Source organism: Lysobacter yananisis, assembly GCF_031199375.1.
Lineage (GTDB): Bacteria > Pseudomonadota > Gammaproteobacteria > Xanthomonadales > Xanthomonadaceae > Lysobacter > Lysobacter yananisis.
The window spans coordinates 2,741,064-2,758,904 of the sequence record NZ_CP133568.1 but is presented as its reverse complement, the minus strand read 5'-3'; the positions used below and the strand labels follow the sequence as shown (position 1 = coordinate 2,758,904).

Below are 17,841 nucleotides of genomic sequence, written 5' to 3'. Positions count from 1 at the left end.
CTACTGTAACCGTTGCGGGGCCGGCGGGGCGAGAGGGCCAGGCAAACGGAGCCCGGACAGAGCCAAACCCGGCACATCCTGGGGGCACGAAAACTTGGACCCGCTCATTGGACCCGCTCACCTCTCAGTTTCACAGGCTGCCGCCGATCGGCGACGACCGCCCTTTGGAAGTCGCCTCGCAGGGAAGCCATCGCCTCATCCAGAAAAAGCGCGTCCTAAGCTCTAGAGCACAAACGACATGGCACACCGACACACTCCAAACGCTCGTAATCGCACCCATCTCCAATCGCCACACGTTTGTCACGTCACGCCCTTACTTGGACCGATGCCGCTGTCGACGTGGAGCATTGCGTGGACGAGTTCGACCGGTTCATCTGCGAACACCATAAAGACCTGAGGAGAATCGCCAGCCACACCCTACGTGAGCATAGCTATCACGACGTAGTCAACGAAGCCTGGGTAATGGCCAACACAATGGCGACCCGGCTGCGGCTGCCCATAGACTTCGGCGACCCCGAGTTCCGCAATCTTCTGCTGAGCCACCTGTATCAGCACTTGGTCCGGTACACGGACGTGAACGTCCGCCGCGCCATCAGGCTCGATCATGCCTGCCGAGACGACGACTCATCAGGAGCCGCGCATCCGCTCCTGAACTCGCTCGCCAGCGACGATGGGCACGATCCGCTGTCCCTGCTACTCGCGGTAGAGGCAAAGCCATTGCCTCCTTCGGAAGCGAACGAACAACACTCGCTGGCGAGCGCATATCTCACGCTGCTGGATCATTTCGGCAATCGCATGCGCCACGTCGCCCGCCATTTGCTTATTTCGCTCTCATACGCTTACCGACGTTGCGCTCACGCCCGACAGGTTACCGCTCGCCAGCATGCATTGCTGCTCGCCCCACCCGCCCCAGCCTCAAGCTTGCGGGCCTGGCGTCGCGCAAGAGCGGCACGAATGCCTCGACAACTGGAGTTCGATTTCGAGGAAAAGCTCTGGCCATGCGCGGGGCAGGAGCCGCAGTAAAGTGCTGCTCGCATTACGCGCCTGTTCCGCGAAGCACCGGCCGGATGATGCGCTCGGCCTGACTGAAACACTCTTCGAAGCTCATTCGCGGACCGATTGCGTCTATTTCTTCGAACTCACGCCTGAGGAGGGTTTCTCGCAAGCTCAGACCGTCCAGGAACGCAGCGCCGTGCCGGGCCATCCACGGCTTGGCAGCCTCGATCTGCTCAGGCTCGGCCCGATCGACTGCGCACAGATCGAACAGATCGCGCGCTTTGGCGCGATCGCCCCGATGCCACATCTTCTTGGCGACGATTTCGCCCGAGGTTTCGACCTTGATCGTACGCCCGCGGTACTCGACCAGATCGAACGGCTGCTCGGTCAACGGCGTTCCGACGACCACGTCGACCTCCCCGCCTGGCAGGAACAGCTTGAGATACTCGGCAGCCTGCTCATAGTCGGCGCTGATCGACTCGGCGACATCGTTCAACCTCGGGCTGACGTAACCGAGATACTGCGGGTCCGGCACGAACAGGTCGATGTCCCTGCTTTGGCGGTGATCGATGCGCAGCATCAGCACGGTCCCGCCGCCAAAGCTCCAAGCCGCACCGGGAACTTGGCGTTCCAGTTCCGCAGTCAGCTCCAACGCGCGCTCGAACAATTCCCGCCATGGCCCGGAGCGCTCCAGGTCTAGCGTGCTCATTGCCATAGGCCTCTCAGGCTTTTCACTCGTCGCGCGAGGCTGCGATAGCGCTTCCATACCTGCTCACGGGCATATCCGCACTCTTCCTGCAGTTGCCCCGCCAGCGCAGCAAGCAAGGACACTGGGGCGTCATCGAGAAGCGCGTGCAAGTGCGGCGCGTACCGATCCGGCACCTCGCCGGTACTCAGCATGCGTCTGAGCTCGTCCGCCGGCAGTTCGCTGCGATAGCTCACGCTGGCGGTTGCCGCCGCCCGCGCGAGGGGCGACATGCGGCTCGGGAGACGCGACGGCGAGGCGAGCCCCGTTTCCACCCGCAGGGACAGTCCAAGCAACTCAGCCAGCCGCTCTGCCTTGTTGAGCCCTAGGTCGGGCACCGCGCCCATCTCCAACTGGTTCACTGTCTGACGCGATAAGCCGCTAAGCACCGCGACTCGCGCTTGGCTGAGCCCCATCTCGGCACGACGTCGGCGCAGAGCCAGTCCAAGTTCAAGAAGGGCGGTCATGCAGGCATCATAGACCGCACAGAAAAAATGTCAAATATATGCGACAGAAATTCCGCAACCCCCCTCCTCTCCAGCCCCTCACTCCGCCTTCGCTTTTCTCCAAGATTGAGCGCCAGAACATGCGTTGCTTGCTCGCGCCAGAACACGCTTTTTTGCCGGTCCCAATACCGATCACCGATCTATATCCAGGCGCAAGTCGTCGAGTAACTGACCCACGACGGCTTCCTCGGCAATGGCTAAACCCCGCTCGCTCATCGCGGCTGTCAGTTCGGCATCCCACTGCGCCTCGACCATGCCCCCAACCAAATTTCGTGCCCGTGACGGGGCTTGCGCGACCGCGACCCGATAGTCCACCGCCCTGAAGCGCCACGGCGCTGCCCGCCAGGTACGGATAACGAAGTTGCCGATGCCAATGCCGGGCCAATCGTAGTCGCCGTGGTACCAAAGCCGCGCTCCGGCAGAGACCAACTGGCCCAGCAGGATACGTTGCGCAGCGGCCGGCATGCCGTCGGTACACACGAGCGGCGCGCAGGTCGCTCCCAAACGGTCGGCGGCAACGGCAACGATATCCGGGTTCTCGCAGACGTGGATGGATCTACCGGCGACCGGCCAGGCCGGCCGATCTCGCAACAGTTGCCGCAACGACAGATAGCCGGGCTCTCCTGCAATCCAGGCGCAACGACCGCCATACGGGACCGGTAGATTCAGGAACAAGACCGGACGCGCCAGTTCGCTGACCGCCACCCCAGCCCGCGCCCATACGTCACGCGGGCGCTCGATGACGACGTCGGCATCGGCGTCCTCGCCCGCTGTCCGTCCAACCCATGCTTGCTCGGACTCAGCCCTGGTCTGCCCCGCGGCTGCGCCCTCATGCCAGCGCCATCCAGCCAGTACGAGCGCGGCGACGGATTTCCCCGAATCCAACGCATGAGCATCGCCCAGAGTCTCGGCGGCCAGTTGCGAGCGCGGCATACCCGTAGCCGGCAGGCGTTCGAGCACGGCATCGGCCGCGACCAACAGAGCTTCTGCGCGCTCGGGATCGCGCCCCAGTCGCTTCAACAGCCCCGTCGCTGCCGGCGACTCATCCAACCAAGCCCGCAACCGTGGACCCAGACCAGGCGCTTTAGCCACCGCGGCCCAGCGGGATTGGAGTTCCCTGCGCGATCCGGCCAGCGAAACGATGGGGCCATCCAGGTGCTCCAGTGCGTCACGCAGCGAATCGGCCAAGCCCGCGCTGCGCAGGCGCGCGTCCAGGTCGGGGATATTCAAGGTCATCGAGCGCGACAGGCGCGACGGCTTTCCGCTCAACTGACACAGCGCGCGGTGCGCATCCGGATCGAGCTGATCCAGACGCACAGAGACCAGTGGCGTGTCCGATTCGATGCGCTCAAACTGGCGACGCAATCTCTGCCGAACGACGGCCAGTTCGGGGCCGCCCAACAGGCGCCGCAAACGTGCATCCGGCGTGCTCATGTCGGCGGAAACCTGCGGTCCGGATCATCTTCGATACGCCGCGCGTTCCCGTCCCAGAACCAGCGCGAGACGAACACCGCATCGACGCCCTCTCGCCGCTGCAATTGGCAAATCGCCACCCCAGGCAGCTCCGCGTAGCAAGCCCACTCGCGTTCGCTGGTGATGACGAAGTCCAGGTCGAACTCGCGCACCAGGCCCATACAGTGCGCGCGGGCGCTGTCGTCGATGCCGGCGAAGGCCTCGTCCAACAGCATCAGCCGCGGGGCCAACTGGCTGCCGCCGTGTTCGTAGAAGCTGGCGATGGCCGCGAACAGCGGCACGGTAAGGCCGAGCGCGCGTTCGCCGCTGGAGGCCGGCCCGGATAGCTTGCGCCACTGTCCGTCCTGCAGGCGTTGGATGCGGAAGCGGTGCCAGTGCCGATAATCGAGAGCACGCGCGAGCTGGTCGAGCAGACTGCCGCCGATGGCATCGGCCTCGGCACGAGCCCGCTCGGCGTCGATCTGCTGCTGCAGCATTTCGCCGACCGTGCGCCTTTCCTCGGGCGACCACAGGTCGGCACTGGTATTGAGGAGCCGCTGGCGAGCTCGTTCCAACCCGACCGGAGCGCCCTCCTCCACCGACAGCGGCTCCCATTGCAGGCGGTAGCGCACGCCGGTAGTCGTCGGACGCTTGTGCAATTCGGCGTTGATGGCATTGACGCGCTCGCCGGCATCGCGCATTAGGCGTTGGATCTGCGCCGCGATCTCCGCCTGCAGATGGTTTTCCAGCACCTCCCGTTCCTTGGCAGAAAGCAGCTCGCTGCGCTGCGCGATGTCTTCGGCCAGCAAGCGCGCCAGGGTTTCCGGGCGCTCGGCGCGATTGTGGTACTGAATGGAGACCGTGAGGCCGAAATCGCTGGGTTCGGAAATGGCCTGGTGGCCGAGCGCGCCCAAGCCGCGCTGCAGTTCGCCCAGGTCTTCGGAAATGCCCTTTTGCACCCTGCCCCAGGCGCTGTCGTTATCGTCGATCCGGGACAGGGCCTGTTCGATACGTCGGGCCAGGCTCAGCGCCGGGTCGATGCTCCATTGCGCAGGCAGCTCCTGGTCCGGCAGGGCCGAGACCAGCAGCCCGCTGACAGCGAACCCATGCAGGCGCTCCACCGCCGCCGTTCTGGCGGCGCTGCGTTCGGCGAGTACCTGCGCGGCCTGTTCGGCGTGGGCGCTGGCGACGGCATGCTCCTTGTCGGCAGCGCTAGCGTCGTTGCGGCGCCGATCCCATGCCTCTTCGCCGCGCTGGGCTTCTTCGCGTGCGGCCGACAATTGGGCACGCAGTTCCTCCACTTTTTGTCCGATCGAGTCGCGCAGCGCTTGAAGATGGGCACTCGCCTGAGTGGCCTGCTCCTCGGCCTCGATCCGCGCCTGCTCGGCCTGTTCGACCGCTTGCCGAGCATCCACCTCACGCCGCTGCTGCAGCAGATGCTCGGGCCACGCGCTCCTCCAATCGCGCGCCGCCTGAACCAACGCGTTCAGCGCCCGCTCGCAATCGTGCAGCGCCTGTTCCAGCTCCGTCAGGCGCTCCGACTCGGCCGGCAGGCGCAGGTCTGTAGCGGTGCGGTGCAATTCCTCGCGCGAGGTTAGCCACAGCGCTTCGGCTTCCCGGCTGTGATTCTCGGCCCGTTGCAATCGCGCATAGGCGCGCTCGGCTTCGCCGGCGGCCAGCATCGCGGCAGCGATGGCCTCTTGCAACGGCTGATCGGAAGGCGCCTCGCGCCATTCGCGCTCGGCTTCGTCGCGTTCGTCCTCCAGCGCCTGGAGCTGCCGTGCCGATGCCGCGTCGGCGACGTCCAGTTCCGCGAGTTCGGCCGCAATCTCCTCGATCCGCTCGCGCCGGGCTCGCTCGCGGGCGGCGTGGCCGATATAGGTGGCCGCGGGCTTGCGCCATGCGCCGGCCAACGCGCCGAGGCGGAACCGTCCATCAGGCGATACCCAGCCCTCGGCATCGGAACGATCCAGCGGTCCATAGGCGATGCCGGCCAGCAGTCCGGCGACGGCCTCCGGCGCAAGTCCGCTATCGTCCGACGGCGTCGGCGACAAGGCCTCGGCCAGATTGCCGCCGGCGACAGCGGCACGGCGCTGCCAATGGCTGTCGAGCAACACTTCGCCGTCGCTGCCGATCAGCTCGCCCCGCGGCGACACCCAAGCATCGAGCAGGCCGCAAGCCTCCAAGGCCGCTTCCAGCCCGGCCCGCTCTTCTGTCCCGAGCTGCGCCTGAAAATCCACCGCTTGCCACAGCGGCGCGCCGCTACGGTCTGCGCGCACGTCGGCGGCGCGTGTCTGCGGTGCCGGCGGACTGGCGATTTCTCCAGCCAGCAGGCGCTCGCGCTCGGCGTCCAGTGCGCTGCGCCGCAGGCGTTGCGCCTGGCATTGCGCGTTCAGATCCGCCTCGCGCCCGGCCTGGAGCCGCGTAGCCATCCTGCGTGCGCCATCCAGCGCGGATCTCGCCGGATTCTCGCCCTCTGGACGTGCGACCCACTCGGCTAACGCTTGCAACGGTGCGTCGGCATCGAATCGCAGGTGACGCAGGTCGTCGCAATACGCGGTCCAGGCCTGGACCAAGGACTCGCCAGCCAGCTCAGCTTCGAGGTCGGCCTGCTCACGGCGCGCCACCACGTCCGCCACGGTGTTGCGCGCCTCCTGCGTTGCATTTTGCCGTTCCAGCAAGACCGCATGTCGTCGCTCGACCTCGGCATGGCGTCGCCGCAACGACGCGATCTCGCCGCGGCGACGCTGGATCGCCGCCTCCAAGCCAGCATTGGACACCGATGGATCGGTCGCCAAGGCGTCGACCTGTGCAGCGAACAGCGCGTGCCCGACGAATTCGCCATCCAGGCCGACCGCCACGGCCATGTCGAAAGCCCAGGCGCGACGGGCTTCCAACTCGCGGCGCGTTCGCGCGGCGGAATCGGCGCGCTGCTGGCTTTGCTGACTTTCGCGCAGCAACGACGCCCGCGTATCGACACCGCGCTTGCCCGCGGCAGCCGCTTCGCCCTTGCGTTGGTCGGCATCCGTCTCGGCGCGTGCGAGACGATTGGCGTCCTGGTTGGCCGGATCGCTTTGCAGCGTCTCCAAGCGTTCGCGTGCAGCCAGCCAAGCCTGCCGAGCCGCCTCGGCATCGGCCTGGGCCGCCTCGTGTTTGGACCGCGTGGCTTCGCACTCGCCCTGCGCGCGGTTGCGCGCCTCGCTGGCGTTATCGAAACCGGTTTGCGCCTGGCGCAGTTCGCGGGCCTGGCGCCGCGCCAGCATGCCCGCGTAGATGCGGTAACGCTGCTCGAAGCGGGTCACGGCCTGCTCCAACCTGCGTATGTCTTCCAGTTGCGTTCGATCCTCTTCCAATTGATTGAGCGCTTCGGCGATGTCGCCGAGCAGGTCGGCCGGCAGCGGCGGCAAGGATTCGCTCAGGGCGTTGGACAATCCTTTCTCGTCGGGCTTCTTCGACAGCTGCGGTTGGCGCAGTTGGATCAACGTATTCATCAGCGCCGCGTAACGGTGCGTGCCGAGGTGGAACAAGCGCTCGTCCACGGCGCGACGATAGCCCGGAACGTTGTGCTCGAACATCAGACCGCGCCCTGCCAGCGCCTCGCGCAGGCGCTCGCGGGTAAGCACGTGGCGATCGGCCGTGGTCAGCCAGAAATCCTGGCCTATACGCGGATCCGGCGAGTCGTCGCCGCCCTCGAGCAGGAAGAACCAGCTCTCCACCTGCGCGCGTCCCGCGACCGCCAACAAGCCAACGCCCAACGTCAGATAGCGGACGCGTCCGTCCGGCTCGCGCCGCCCGAACTCGATCCAGCTGTAGCCGATGCGGCGATCGTGACGGCCGCCCATCAGCAGATTCCAGGCCATTTTCTTACCGGCGTCGCCGTCGGGTTCGACCCGCGACGGTCGCAGGTGCGCGTCGAACAGCAACGGCAGGGTCAGCGACAGCACCTTGGATTTGCCGGAGCCGTTGTTGCCCCGCAGCAGCAGGTGCCCGTCGTGGAACCAGAACTCCTCGCTGTCGTAGTGGAACAGTTCGATCAGGCCCAGGCGCAGCGGCTGCCAACGCTCGCGACGCGGCTCGGGCAACGCGGGGCGGGAGGATTCCAAAAACTGCAGATGGTCGGTCATGGATCGGCGGCAAGCGGAAGCAAGGAGGCGGTACCGGCCGCATCTCGCACTTCGGTCCGGCCCAGGGCGAAACGGGCGATCGCAGGCAACGGGAGGACGGCGCCGTCGACGCGCGTCAGCAAGCCCAGCCGGCACAACCGCTCCACGGCAATGTCGGTCAGTTCACGCTCGGCACCGGGGGCACGCGCCGATTTTCGCCAGAACTTGCCATAGCGCGCAGCGGCTTCGCGCAGGAAGGAGGCGATCTCGGCTTCGGCCACATGTATCGGTACCCGCGCTCGACGCAGGCGAGTCGCCAGGTACTCCGCCACCAGCAAAGTCACATGCGCCTCCGTGCCTTCCGCAGGCATCGCCACGTCGGTGAGCTGGCCGCTCTCGTCGACCAGAGCCAGGCCTTCGGCTCGCTGTTCGGCCACCAGCCCGGTCGCGTCGCACAGGCGCGCGGCAAGCACGCCCCGCTGGTTGACGAAGTAGCCGTACGTCTCTTCGTCCAGACTGTCCAGGTAGAGCACCGGATCGTCGAGCAGCCGCCGCGTCAGGCGATGACGCATCGCGTCGCGACGCCCCTGCTCGCTGTCCACCTCGAATCCGGCCAGCAGCGCATGCAGCCGTGCCTCAAGTCCAATCGGCGCGTCCTCGGCGCTCCAGGTGGATGGGCCGCGCACGGCCGCAAGCAAGCCGGCCAGGAGCCGCCGGTGTACGTCGTACAACGCATCGGCCTGTTGCCCGACGCCTTCGCGGACGAAGTTCTCTTCTTCGCCGGCGACGCGCTCCAGCACGCCGTGATCGAGCAGGGTTCGGCATACCGCGACCAGTTCGCGGCGCTCGCCCGGGGTACCCAGCGTGAACGCAAAACCCTGCTCCGCCAGCGCGTGGTCGCCGGCCTGTTGCACCACGCGTTCGCCGATCAGGCGCAAGGTGATCTGAGGGTCGGCGCGCTCCAGCACCGCGCAAGCCAAGCACAGAAGGACATAGCGGCGGCGGTCGTAGCCAGGCAGACCACGGCTCGGATCGGAAACGTTGGCCGGGCGTTTGTACAGGCGCGCACCTTCGCGATCGACTTGCAGCGGCCATCCGGCTTCGCGCGCGAACCATTCGCGCAGGCGCTCGGCCTGGCGCCGCACGGCCGAGAATTCGGGGTGGGCCGACGCCATCAGCGGCCACATCAGCAGCGCGCGCAGGGCGCGACGGAATTCATCTTGTTGCTGCGTCTGCTGCCATTCGCCGACCGAACGGCTACGGCGGTGGGGTGGACGCGGACTCATGCCGCCCCCCGCGTCGGCCGAATCGTCAGCAAGTGGTCGCGGCCGGAGAACACGCCGGCCCGCGTCCGGATTCGAGCACGGCTGTCCGCCGCCAGCGGCTCCATTCGAACGGACAGCAGCCCATCGCCGGTTTGGCGTTCTACCGGTTGCTCCGGATCGTCCTGCGCAGCCAGCGCTTCGCCGAGCAACGCCAAGAACAAGCCGAATGCATGCGGATCGAGTTCGCCCAGTTCCGACAGGCGGGTCGGCCGGCCGGTCGCCAGGCGCTGCCGCGCGGCCTCGACCTGCCGCGACTCCTCGGCAAGTTGCCTGGCCATTAGCTCACGATCCCGGCTGCGGTCGCGTATCCGCGCCAGGGGGCCGCGCGGGGCGGCCTCGCCGTACTCGCGCAAGCGTGGGTTGATGGTCAGCGCCGGCGCATCCAGCCACGAGGTGTTGGCCGGCACGTCGTCCTCGGCCAGATCCAGCGAGAAATGCCGTGCTGGGTGTAATGCGAACGCCACGCGCGCAAGCCGATGAGCGTCGTCGTCGCTGCCGCAAGCCGCAAACCATTGCGCCAGCACGCGAAAATCGGCGGAACGATCGCTGCGGCCACTGCGCCGTTCGTTGACGGCGGCGATCGCGCCCAGCAGCTGCGGAATCGCCGCGCGCGCGCGAGCGCGCAACAACTCGGCCTGGGGCAGCTCGTTGCCGCTGTTCAGGAACCAACCGCACAACCCCTTCCAACGTTCACGCCACGCGTCCAGGCGCCGCCCGGCCTCGCCGGCTCTTCCTTCGGCATCGCCGGGCGCCGCGTCGCGCGCCTCGCGCTGAGCCACCGGATGCAGTACCTCGTCGATTCGCGCCGATAAACCGTGCAGCAGCGCGGCGATGGTGTCGGATCGACGGATGAGATCGGACATGAAGCGCTCGAGATAGTCGATCAGCTCGCGCTTGTAGGCGACCAGGTCGGTGGCATCGGCCTGACGCAGTTCGAGGCCGCGCGCCACTTTGGCCATGAACGCCTGCGCATTGCTGGTCATGTCCTCGAACACCCGCACCAGATCGCGCAGGATCTGGTGCGCCTTGGGCACATCGATCTGTTCGGAGGAAGGCGCTGAATCGAGCAGCTGACGCAAGGCCTGCAGGCGGCTATTGATGTCCTCCAACGCCACGGTCTGCAGTTCAGCCCGATGGCGCAGGCTGCTGGCGAACGTTTCCAGGCCAGCCTCCGCCGCCTCGCCGCCACGCGAGAGACGGTAGATGCTGTGGGCGCGATAGAAGTCGGCCAAGGTCTGCTTGCGCGCCATGTCCGGCTGAGATTCGAGATTGCCCCACTCGCTCAGGCGGACCAGGGCTGCCGCCACTTCCTCGCGCGCCGGTGGAGCACCGGGCCAATCCGCCTCCGCCAGAACTTCCTCAGGACGCAGTTGCAGGCGGTACTGGCGCTTGGCTGCGGCGAACACAGCCATGATCGCGCGGTAGAACTCGGCTTTGTCCGCCGTCACGTGGCGGAACAGGTCGGCCGACCCGGCGATCAATGCCTCCTGCACTGACATATTTCTCCTGATGTCCCCACACCCGTTCCTTGACCGATATTAATACCCGATCCGCCTTGCATCCGGTACATATCGCGGCCTTCATGCCGCTAGCGTGACCGAGTCATCGTAACCGCGCGGGCTGGCTCCGCAGCGGCTGCCGGGACGTGAAATGGCCAGCCCCTTTGCAATGCCTAGCAGGGCGTCTGCGGGTCGCGATGTTTTCCATCAGCCCGCGCCGCCCTGCCCGCCCGCCTCGCCCAGCGTCACCCGCACCCGCAGCCCCGGCGCGTTGTCGAGCAGGGCGATATGCCCGCCGTGGCGGTGCGCGATCGCCCGCACCAGGCTCATGCCCAGGCCGGTGCCCGGCGAGCCGCGGTGCGCTTCCAGGCGGTGGAAGCGGTCGAACACCCGCTCGCGCTCGGCCGCGGGGATGCCGGGGCCGCGGTCGTCGATCCGCACGACCACGGCGTGGCGCTCGCGCTGCACGCCCAGGCCGACCTCGGTGTCGGCCGGGGCGTACTTGACCGCGTTGTCGAGCAGGTTGACCAGCATCTGGAACAACTGGTCGGCGTCGCCGCGCAGGCCGGCGACGCCGGGTTCGGGCAGGTCCAGCGTCAGCGCGATGCCGCGCTCGGCGGCGATCGGGGTGTACAGCTCGGCGGCGTCGCGGACCAGGTCGCTGAGGTCGAGCATCGGTTCGTCGTGCACCGGCGGCTGCGCTTCGATCCGCGCCAGCCGCAGCAGCGCGCCGAAGGAATGCAGCAGTTGGTCGGTCTCGCCGATGGCGGCGTCGAGCTGGGCGCCGGCCTCGACCCCGGGTTCGCGCCGGCGCAGTTCTTCCAGGCGGTTGCGCAGGCGGGTCAGCGGCGTGCGCAGGTCGTGGGCGATGTGGTCGGTGGCGTGGCGCACGCCGTCGAGCAGGTCCTGGATGCGGTCGAGCATGGCGTTGAAGCGCCGCGCCAACAGGTCGAAGGCGTCGTCGCTGCCGTCCAGGCGCGCGCGCAGCGCCATTTCGCCGCTGCCGACCCGTTCGGCGGTGTCGTCGAGGTGGCGCAGCCGGTGCGAGACCCAGCGCGAGGTCAGCCAGCCGATCAGCGCGCCCAGGGTCGCCGCGACCAGCAGCGCGGCCAGCGCGGTGCGCAGCATCAGGCCGAGGAAGCGGTCCTGGCTGCGGGTGCGGGTGCCGGTCAGCAGGGTGGTGCCGTCGGGCAGCCGCTGCAGTTGCGCGACCACGCGCAGGTCGCCGTCGGCGCGGTGCTCGGTGAATTCGATCCAGCGCGCGCCGCGGTGGTGGCGCGGCAACGCGACGTTGCCGGCGACGACGCGGCCGTCAGGCGCGGTCAGCGCGTACACCGCGTCGGGATCTTCGTCGGCGTCGATGCGGTCGCGCAGTTCGCCGAGCAAGGCGGCGCGGCCGTCGTCGCGGTACATCTCGACCAATCCGGCGGCGTCGACCCGGACCAGGTCGCGCGCGTCCTGGGTCAGCATCGCCGACACCGCGTAGTGCACGCCGATGCCGAGCAGCACGAACGCGAGCAGGAACGAGGCGGTGACCGCGAGCGCCAGGCGCGCGCTGGCCGAGCGCGGCATCAGCCTCATGCGCGGGCGTCCGCGCCGGCGCGAACGGCGCGGCGGCCGGTCGCGCGCGCGGGCGCGCCGGGCGCGGCGGCGCGCTTTGCAGCGACGCTCACGCGCCCAACCGGTAGCCCGCGCCGCGCACGGTGTGCAGCAACGGCCGCGGATAGCCCTGGTCGATCTTCTGCCGCAGCCGGCTGATGTGCACGTCGATGACGTTGGTCTGCGGATCGAAGTGGTAGTCCCACACCGCCTCCAGCAGCATGGTCCGGGTGACCACGCGCTCGGCCTGGCGCATCAGGTATTCGAGCAGGCGGAACTCGCGCGGTTGCAGTTCGATGCGCTTGTCGCCGCGGCGCGCTTCGCGGCTGAGCAGGTCCAGTTCCAGGTCGGCCACGCGCAGCCGGGTCGGCTCGCTGCCGCCGGCGCTGCCGCGACGCAGGATGCTGTCCAGGCGCGCGGACAGCTCGGCGTAGGCGAACGGCTTGACCAGGTAATCGTCGGCGCCGGCGCGCAGGCCCTCGACGCGGTGGTCGACTTCGCCCAGCGCGGTCAGCAGCAGCACCGGGGTGCGGTTGCCGGCGCCGCGCAGGGTCTGCAACAGGGTCAGCCCGTCCAGGCCCGGCAGCATCCGGTCCAGGACGATGGCGTCGTAGCTTTCGGTGGTGGCCAGGAACAGGCCGTCCTTGCCGTTGCCGGCGTGATCGACGCTATGGCCGTCTTCGCGCAGGCCCTTGGCGATGAAGCCGGCGGTGTGGGGATCGTCTTCGACGAGCAGGACGCGCATACCGCCTCCGAAAGCGCGACGGTGCAGGAAGGGGCGCCGACAGGATAGCGCGCGGGCCGGTGGGTGAGGCGCGAATGCGGCGCGGACGCCGCACGCCCCGCCTGCGAAAAAAGATACCCCGCCGACTCGCGCCGGCGGCGAGCATCTCCCTTGAAAAAAGACACCCCGCCGGCTCACGCCGGCGGGGTGTCACACCCACGCCGACGATGCGTGGGGCTCGGGGGAGCAGGCTCGCGAAGGATCAATTCGAGGCCGGCGCCGCTTCCGGAGCCGCTGCGGCCTTGGCGGCCTTGGCCTTCGAGGCCTTGTGATGCTTCTTGTGCTTGTGCGACGCGGTCTTGGCGGCCGGCGCGGCGGTCGAACCGGCGGCCGCCGGGGCGGCGGCGAAGGCGGAACCGGCGAACGCGGTCAGGGCGGCGGCGAGCAGGACGTTGCGGACGTTCATGGTGTGGCTCCTGGGGAATGGGGCGGGAGGTCTGGACCGGTGGGGTGGGCCCCATCGCGAAGCCAGAGTGCGCCCGCGGCCCTGCCCCGGGCCTTTCCGGCGGATGAACTTTTTTTAATCCGGGCGTGCGCGGTTCTGCGACGCAGCGCGCGGACAAGCCGCCGGCGACGCCGCGGTCGCGATGGACGCCACGGTCTGGCCGTCGCGGGCGCCATCCCGCGACGGCGCGGGGCCTGCCGGGAGAATTGCTACAGTGCGGCGATGAACGATGCGAACGCGTTCCCCAGCCAATGGCGCGCGATGCGCGAAGCGGACGCCGCGCTGCTCGCCTGCCGTTTCCACCTGAAAAAACACGCGGACTTCGCGCACATCCTCGCGCAAGCCCTGGCTTGCGCGTCCGAACGCAACCTCGCGCTGCGATTCCTGCGCGACGATGCCGGCGCGCTGAGCGACGCGCAACTCGCCGAACTGGCGCCGGCCATCGTCGACCTCGCCGTGGACGGGAATCTCGACGACCTCATCGTCGCCAGGCAAACGCTGGTGCGCTACGCCGCCCGTTTCACCTCGAGCCGCGGCGTGGTCGAGGACGCGGTCGCACGCGTCATGGACGGGTATCTGGCGCGCGAGGACGATTTCGTCTTGCGCAGGCTGGCGGAACTGCTGCTCGATGCGGGATTCGCGCACGCGCTGCGGCGCTTGCTCGCGGCGTGCAAGGATCACATGGATCCGGACATCGCCGAGATACACGACGACTTCTCCCGACACCTCGCCTAGACCCGCGAGCGGCGGCACCGCCTCTGCCCGCGCCGCCGCAGGGCAGCGCGCATCGACGCGGGCGTTGCGCGGGAGTTACAGCCCGCGCGCCGCCTCGGCCACGGCGCGGAACAGCGCGCGGCCCTTGTTCATCGTCTCCTCCCACTCCTTCTGCGGGTCGGAGTCGTAGACGATGCCGGCGCCGGCCTGCACGTGCAGGCGGCCGTCCTGGATCACCGCGGTGCGGATCGCGATGGCGGTGTCGGCGTCGCCGTGCCAGCCGATGTAGCCGACCGCGCCGGAATAGACGTTGCGCTTGACCGGCTCGAACTCGCGGATCACTTCCAGCGCGCGGATCTTCGGCGCGCCGCTGACGGTGCCGGCCGGGAAGGTCGCGCGCAGCACGTCGGCGTAGCTCATGCCTTCCTTGAGCCGGCCGGTGACCTCGCTGACGATGTGCATCACGTGGCTGTAGCGCTCGATCACGAACTGCTCGCCCACTTCCACCGTGCCGGCCTTGGACACGCGGCCGACGTCGTTGCGGCCGAGGTCGATCAGCATCAGGTGCTCGGCGCGCTCCTTCGGATCGGCCAGCAGTTCGGCTTCCAGCGCGTGGTCTTCCTCGACGTTCTTGCCGCGCGGGCGGGTGCCGGCGATCGGGCGCACGGTGACTTCCTCGCCCTGCAGGCGCACCAGGATTTCCGGCGAAGAGCCGACCACCTGGGTGCCGCCGACATCGAGGAAGTACATGTACGGCGACGGGTTCAACGCGCGCAGCGCGCGGTACACGTCGACCGGGCGCGCCTTGAACGGCACGCTGAGCCGCTGCGACAGCACCACCTGGAAGATATCGCCGGCGCGGATCAGTTCCTTGGAGCGCTCGACCGCGTCGATGAAGCCTTCGCGGGTGAAGCCGGAGACGAAGTCGCCTTCGTCCAGGCCGACCGAATCCAGCGTTTCCGGATAGCCCGGGCCGCCGATGCGCAGGCGGTGCACCAGTTGGTCGAGCCGGCGATTGGCGCGCGCATAGGCCTGCGGCTGGCTCGGATCGGCGTGGACGATCAGGTACAGCCGGCCCTTGAGGTTGTCGAACACCGCGACTTCCTCGCTCTGCATGAGCAGGATGTCGGGCGTGCCGAGTTCGTCGGGCTTGTCGCCGCCGGCCAGGCGCGGTTCGATGTACTGGATGCACTCGAAGCCGAACCAGCCGACCAGGCCGCCGGCGAAGCCGGGCAGCCCGTCGATCTTGGGCACCTTGTGCTCGGCGCGCAGGCGCTCGACTTCGGCGAAGGGATCGTCGACGGTGCGGCTGTCGACCAGTTCGCCGTTTTCGGTGACGAACAAGGCGTGCCCGGCGAAGGCGTACACGCGCTGCGCCGGCAGGCCGATGATGGAGTAGCGGGCGAAGCGTTCGCCGCCCTCGACCGATTCGAACAGGTAGGTGTGCGGGCCGTCGGCGAGCTTGAGGTAGACCGAGAGCGGAGTGTCGAGGTCGGACAGGACCTCGCGCACGACCGGGATGCGGGTGTAGCCGTCAGCGGCCTGCTGCTGGAAGAGTTCGTGCGAAATCACGCGGGGATTCCTTCATGGACGAGTGGGCAGGAGCGGTGATGACCGACGGCCACCATCGCCAACCCACGTCGGCGCAGAAGGAATGCGGGTTCGCCCAGGCTTGCATGGCCGTCACTGTACCCGACTTCGCGCGCCGTGCGCGACGGTCAGGACGCCGTCGCGTGCACGGCCGCGCCGGGCAGGGTTTCGGCCGCGGCCGGCTCGCTCAGCAAGGGGCAGCCGGGCGGCAGGTGCATACGCACCCGGCCCGGCGCGCAGTCGATGCGGAAGTGGCGCGACTGGACCGGCTCGCCGTCGAGGTTGAGGTTGAGCGGCTGCGGCGATTCGATCTCGACCCAGCGCAGTTGCGCGCGCGCGGCGATACGTTCGAGCGCGGCGTGCTGGCCTTCGGTGAGCAAGGCGCGCACCGTCGCGCCGACCTCGCCGGACAGGTCCGGGACCACGGTCACGTCGAGCAGCCCGTCGTCGATGCGCGCGTCCGGGCACAGCGCCTGGCCGCCGCCGGCCTGGCGGCCGTTGCCGATGCCCAGGGCGATGAAGTCGCCTTCCCACTCGAAGCCCTCGCCGTGCACGCGCGCGCGCATCGGTTCGATCCTGCCCAGCTTGGCGATGCCGGTGACCACGTAGGCCAGGCCGCCGAGCATCTTCTTGAGGCCGGCGTCGGTCTCCAGGGTGACCTGGGTACCGAAACCGCCGCTGGCGAGGTTCGCCGCCCAGTGCAGGCCGTCGGGCGCCTGCAGCCGCAGCAGGTCGACCGGGCGCGGCGGGCAGCGCTGGACCAGGTCCAGCGCCTGCGCCGGATCGGTCGGAATCGTGGCGGCGCTGGCGAAATCGTTGGCGGTGCCCAGCGGCAGCAGGCCCAGGCTCGGCAGCGCGTCGGCGTCTTCGTCGCGATGGGCGAGCGTGGTGGCGACTTCGCTGAGGGTGCCGTCGCCGCCGCCGGCGATCACCGTGTCGACGCCGTCGGCGATGGCCTCGGCGACGTAGCGTTCGGCGTCGCCGCCTTCCCAGGTCACGCGCACGTCCAGCGCGACGCCGCGGTCGCGCAGCGCGGCCACGGCCTTGCGCACGTCGTCGTTGCCGGCGGACTTGCCGTTGAGGATCAGGCGCCAGCGGGGCGAGGTCATGCGCGCGGTTCTCCGGTGGGAAGGCGCGGCGAGGCTAGCAGCCGCGCGCGAGGAACGGATGAATGTACGGATGCGCCAAGTCTGTCACACACGTGTCATGGCCGATCCGGAATATAGGAGGCCATATCAGGGACGACGGGCGGAGGCGGGATTGCCTCCAAATCTTCCGGGACGCGGGCCGCAAGGTCCGCGTCTTTTCGTTTGCGGACGGTCGTTCGCGGGTGGGGTGCGGCGCTGGCCTTCGGGCGAAGTTCGACGCAGTCGCGGTTTCGCGGTCGCTACAGAAGCTGCGGACGGTCCGTATCCGACTGTAGGAGCGGCGCGAGCCGCGACCGCGAAACCGCGGCCACGACGAAACCACGCGTCACTCCAACGCTTCGTCCGCGAACACCACCCCGTCCTCGTCCGCGCACACCCAATCGCCCGGACGGATCGACACCCCGCCGAACGCGAGCGCGACATCGCGCAGCCCCTGCCCGTGCTTGTCGGTCTTGCGCGGGCAGGTGCCCAACGCCTTCACGCCCAGCGCCATCGCGCCGATCGCGGCGCTGTCGCGGATCGCGCCGAACACGACCACCCCGGCCCAACCGTTCGCCACCGCCTGCGCGGCGAGCTGGTCGCCGAGCATGGCCCGGCGCGAGGAACCGCCGCCGTCGATCACCAGCACCCGGCCCGCGCCGGGTTCGGCCACTGCTTCGCGCACCCGCGAGTTGTCTTCGTAGGCCTTGATCGTGCTGACGATGCCGGCGAAACCGATGCGGCCGCCGAAGTCGCGCAGCGGCAGGTCGAGCACGCGCACGCGCGCGTCGTGGCGGTCGCACAGGTCGCAGGTGTTCATCGCGGCGCATCCGGTCGGCGGGGATGCGGGCACGATGCCATGCGCGGCGCGATGGCGACAGCGGTGCGTCCGGCCGCGGCGAGCCGTGCCGAGTGCGCGGTGCGCGGCGCCGACGGGTCGTATGCGCCGCCGGGTC

14 protein-coding genes are annotated in these 17,841 nt (G+C 68.6%); 2 read left to right on the top strand and 12 right to left on the bottom strand.

From position 1 onward, the window contains the following. Positions 1-351: 351 nt before the first annotated feature. On the top strand, positions 352-1,023 hold the full coding sequence (locus RDV84_RS11675) for a hypothetical protein (RefSeq protein ID WP_197414759.1): 672 nt from the start codon (positions 352-354) through the stop codon (positions 1,021-1,023). A 13-nt stretch (positions 1,024-1,036) separates the two neighbouring features. On the opposite strand, the gene RDV84_RS11670 is transcribed toward RDV84_RS11675, so the two are convergent. The 9 genes from RDV84_RS11670 to RDV84_RS11630 all read right to left on the bottom strand — a co-directional run bounded on the left by RDV84_RS11670 (position 1,037) and on the right by RDV84_RS11630 (position 13,415). After that, positions 1,037-1,705, bottom strand: a complete 669-nt coding sequence (locus RDV84_RS11670) for a nucleotidyl transferase AbiEii/AbiGii toxin family protein (protein ID WP_057948923.1) — start codon at positions 1,703-1,705, stop codon at positions 1,037-1,039. After that, positions 1,702-2,208 carry a helix-turn-helix transcriptional regulator gene (locus RDV84_RS11665; RefSeq protein ID WP_082644651.1) on the bottom strand — a complete coding sequence of 169 codons (507 nt, stop codon included), beginning with the start codon at positions 2,206-2,208 and terminating at the stop codon, positions 1,702-1,704. The genes RDV84_RS11670 and RDV84_RS11665 overlap by 4 nt, the downstream gene beginning before the upstream one ends. A 171-nt stretch (positions 2,209-2,379) precedes the next feature. Continuing rightward, positions 2,380-3,681: a TIGR02679 family protein gene (locus RDV84_RS11660; protein ID WP_309153507.1), complete on the bottom strand. Its 1,302-nt coding sequence runs from the start codon at positions 3,679-3,681 to the stop codon at positions 2,380-2,382. Then, positions 3,678-7,823, bottom strand: coding sequence for a TIGR02680 family protein (locus tag RDV84_RS11655; protein WP_309153506.1), 4,146 nt, complete (start codon positions 7,821-7,823; stop codon positions 3,678-3,680). Before RDV84_RS11655 ends, RDV84_RS11660 begins: the two co-directional genes overlap by 4 nt. Next, the gene (locus RDV84_RS11650) at positions 7,820-9,088 is read right to left on the bottom strand and encodes a TIGR02678 family protein (protein WP_057948927.1); all 1,269 of its coding nucleotides are present in this window, start codon (positions 9,086-9,088) and stop codon (positions 7,820-7,822) included. Before RDV84_RS11650 ends, RDV84_RS11655 begins: the two co-directional genes overlap by 4 nt. Beyond that, positions 9,085-10,626, bottom strand: coding sequence for a TIGR02677 family protein (locus RDV84_RS11645; protein WP_057948928.1), 1,542 nt, complete (start codon positions 10,624-10,626; stop codon positions 9,085-9,087). The genes RDV84_RS11650 and RDV84_RS11645 overlap by 4 nt, the downstream gene beginning before the upstream one ends. 207 nt (positions 10,627-10,833) lie before the next feature. Further along, a complete protein-coding gene (locus RDV84_RS11640) occupies positions 10,834-12,207 on the bottom strand; it encodes a sensor histidine kinase (protein WP_250449219.1) in 1,374 nt (457 codons plus the stop codon). Positions 12,208-12,295: 88 nt separating this feature from the next. After that, the gene (locus tag RDV84_RS11635; protein ID WP_057948930.1) at positions 12,296-12,970 is read right to left on the bottom strand and encodes a winged helix-turn-helix domain-containing protein; all 675 of its coding nucleotides are present in this window, start codon (positions 12,968-12,970) and stop codon (positions 12,296-12,298) included. Positions 12,971-13,211: 241 nt separating this feature from the next. Then, entirely contained in the window at positions 13,212-13,415 is a 204-nt protein-coding gene (locus tag RDV84_RS11630; protein WP_057948931.1) for a hypothetical protein, read from the bottom strand. A 39-nt stretch (positions 13,416-13,454) separates the two neighbouring features. Here RDV84_RS11630 and RDV84_RS11625 point away from each other — a divergent pair, with 39 nt between their 5' ends. Continuing rightward, positions 13,455-14,189, top strand: a complete 735-nt coding sequence (locus RDV84_RS11625; protein ID WP_309153505.1) for a hypothetical protein — start codon at positions 13,455-13,457, stop codon at positions 14,187-14,189. A gap of 75 nt (positions 14,190-14,264) precedes the next feature. Here RDV84_RS11625 and trpE read toward each other — a convergent pair whose 3' ends face one another. The 3 genes from trpE to rraA form a co-directional block, all read right to left on the bottom strand. Beyond that, the gene (gene trpE, locus RDV84_RS11620; RefSeq protein ID WP_309153504.1) at positions 14,265-15,740 is read right to left on the bottom strand and encodes an anthranilate synthase component I; all 1,476 of its coding nucleotides are present in this window, start codon (positions 15,738-15,740) and stop codon (positions 14,265-14,267) included. A 146-nt stretch (positions 15,741-15,886) separates the two neighbouring features. Continuing rightward, positions 15,887-16,867 (bottom strand): lipid kinase YegS, encoded by a 981-nt coding sequence (yegS, locus tag RDV84_RS11615; protein WP_309153503.1) that lies wholly within the window; start codon positions 16,865-16,867, stop codon positions 15,887-15,889. Positions 16,868-17,231: 364 nt separating this feature from the next. After that, positions 17,232-17,705, bottom strand: coding sequence for a ribonuclease E activity regulator RraA (gene rraA / locus RDV84_RS11610; protein ID WP_078996061.1), 474 nt, complete (start codon positions 17,703-17,705; stop codon positions 17,232-17,234). Positions 17,706-17,841: the final 136 nt, after the last annotated feature.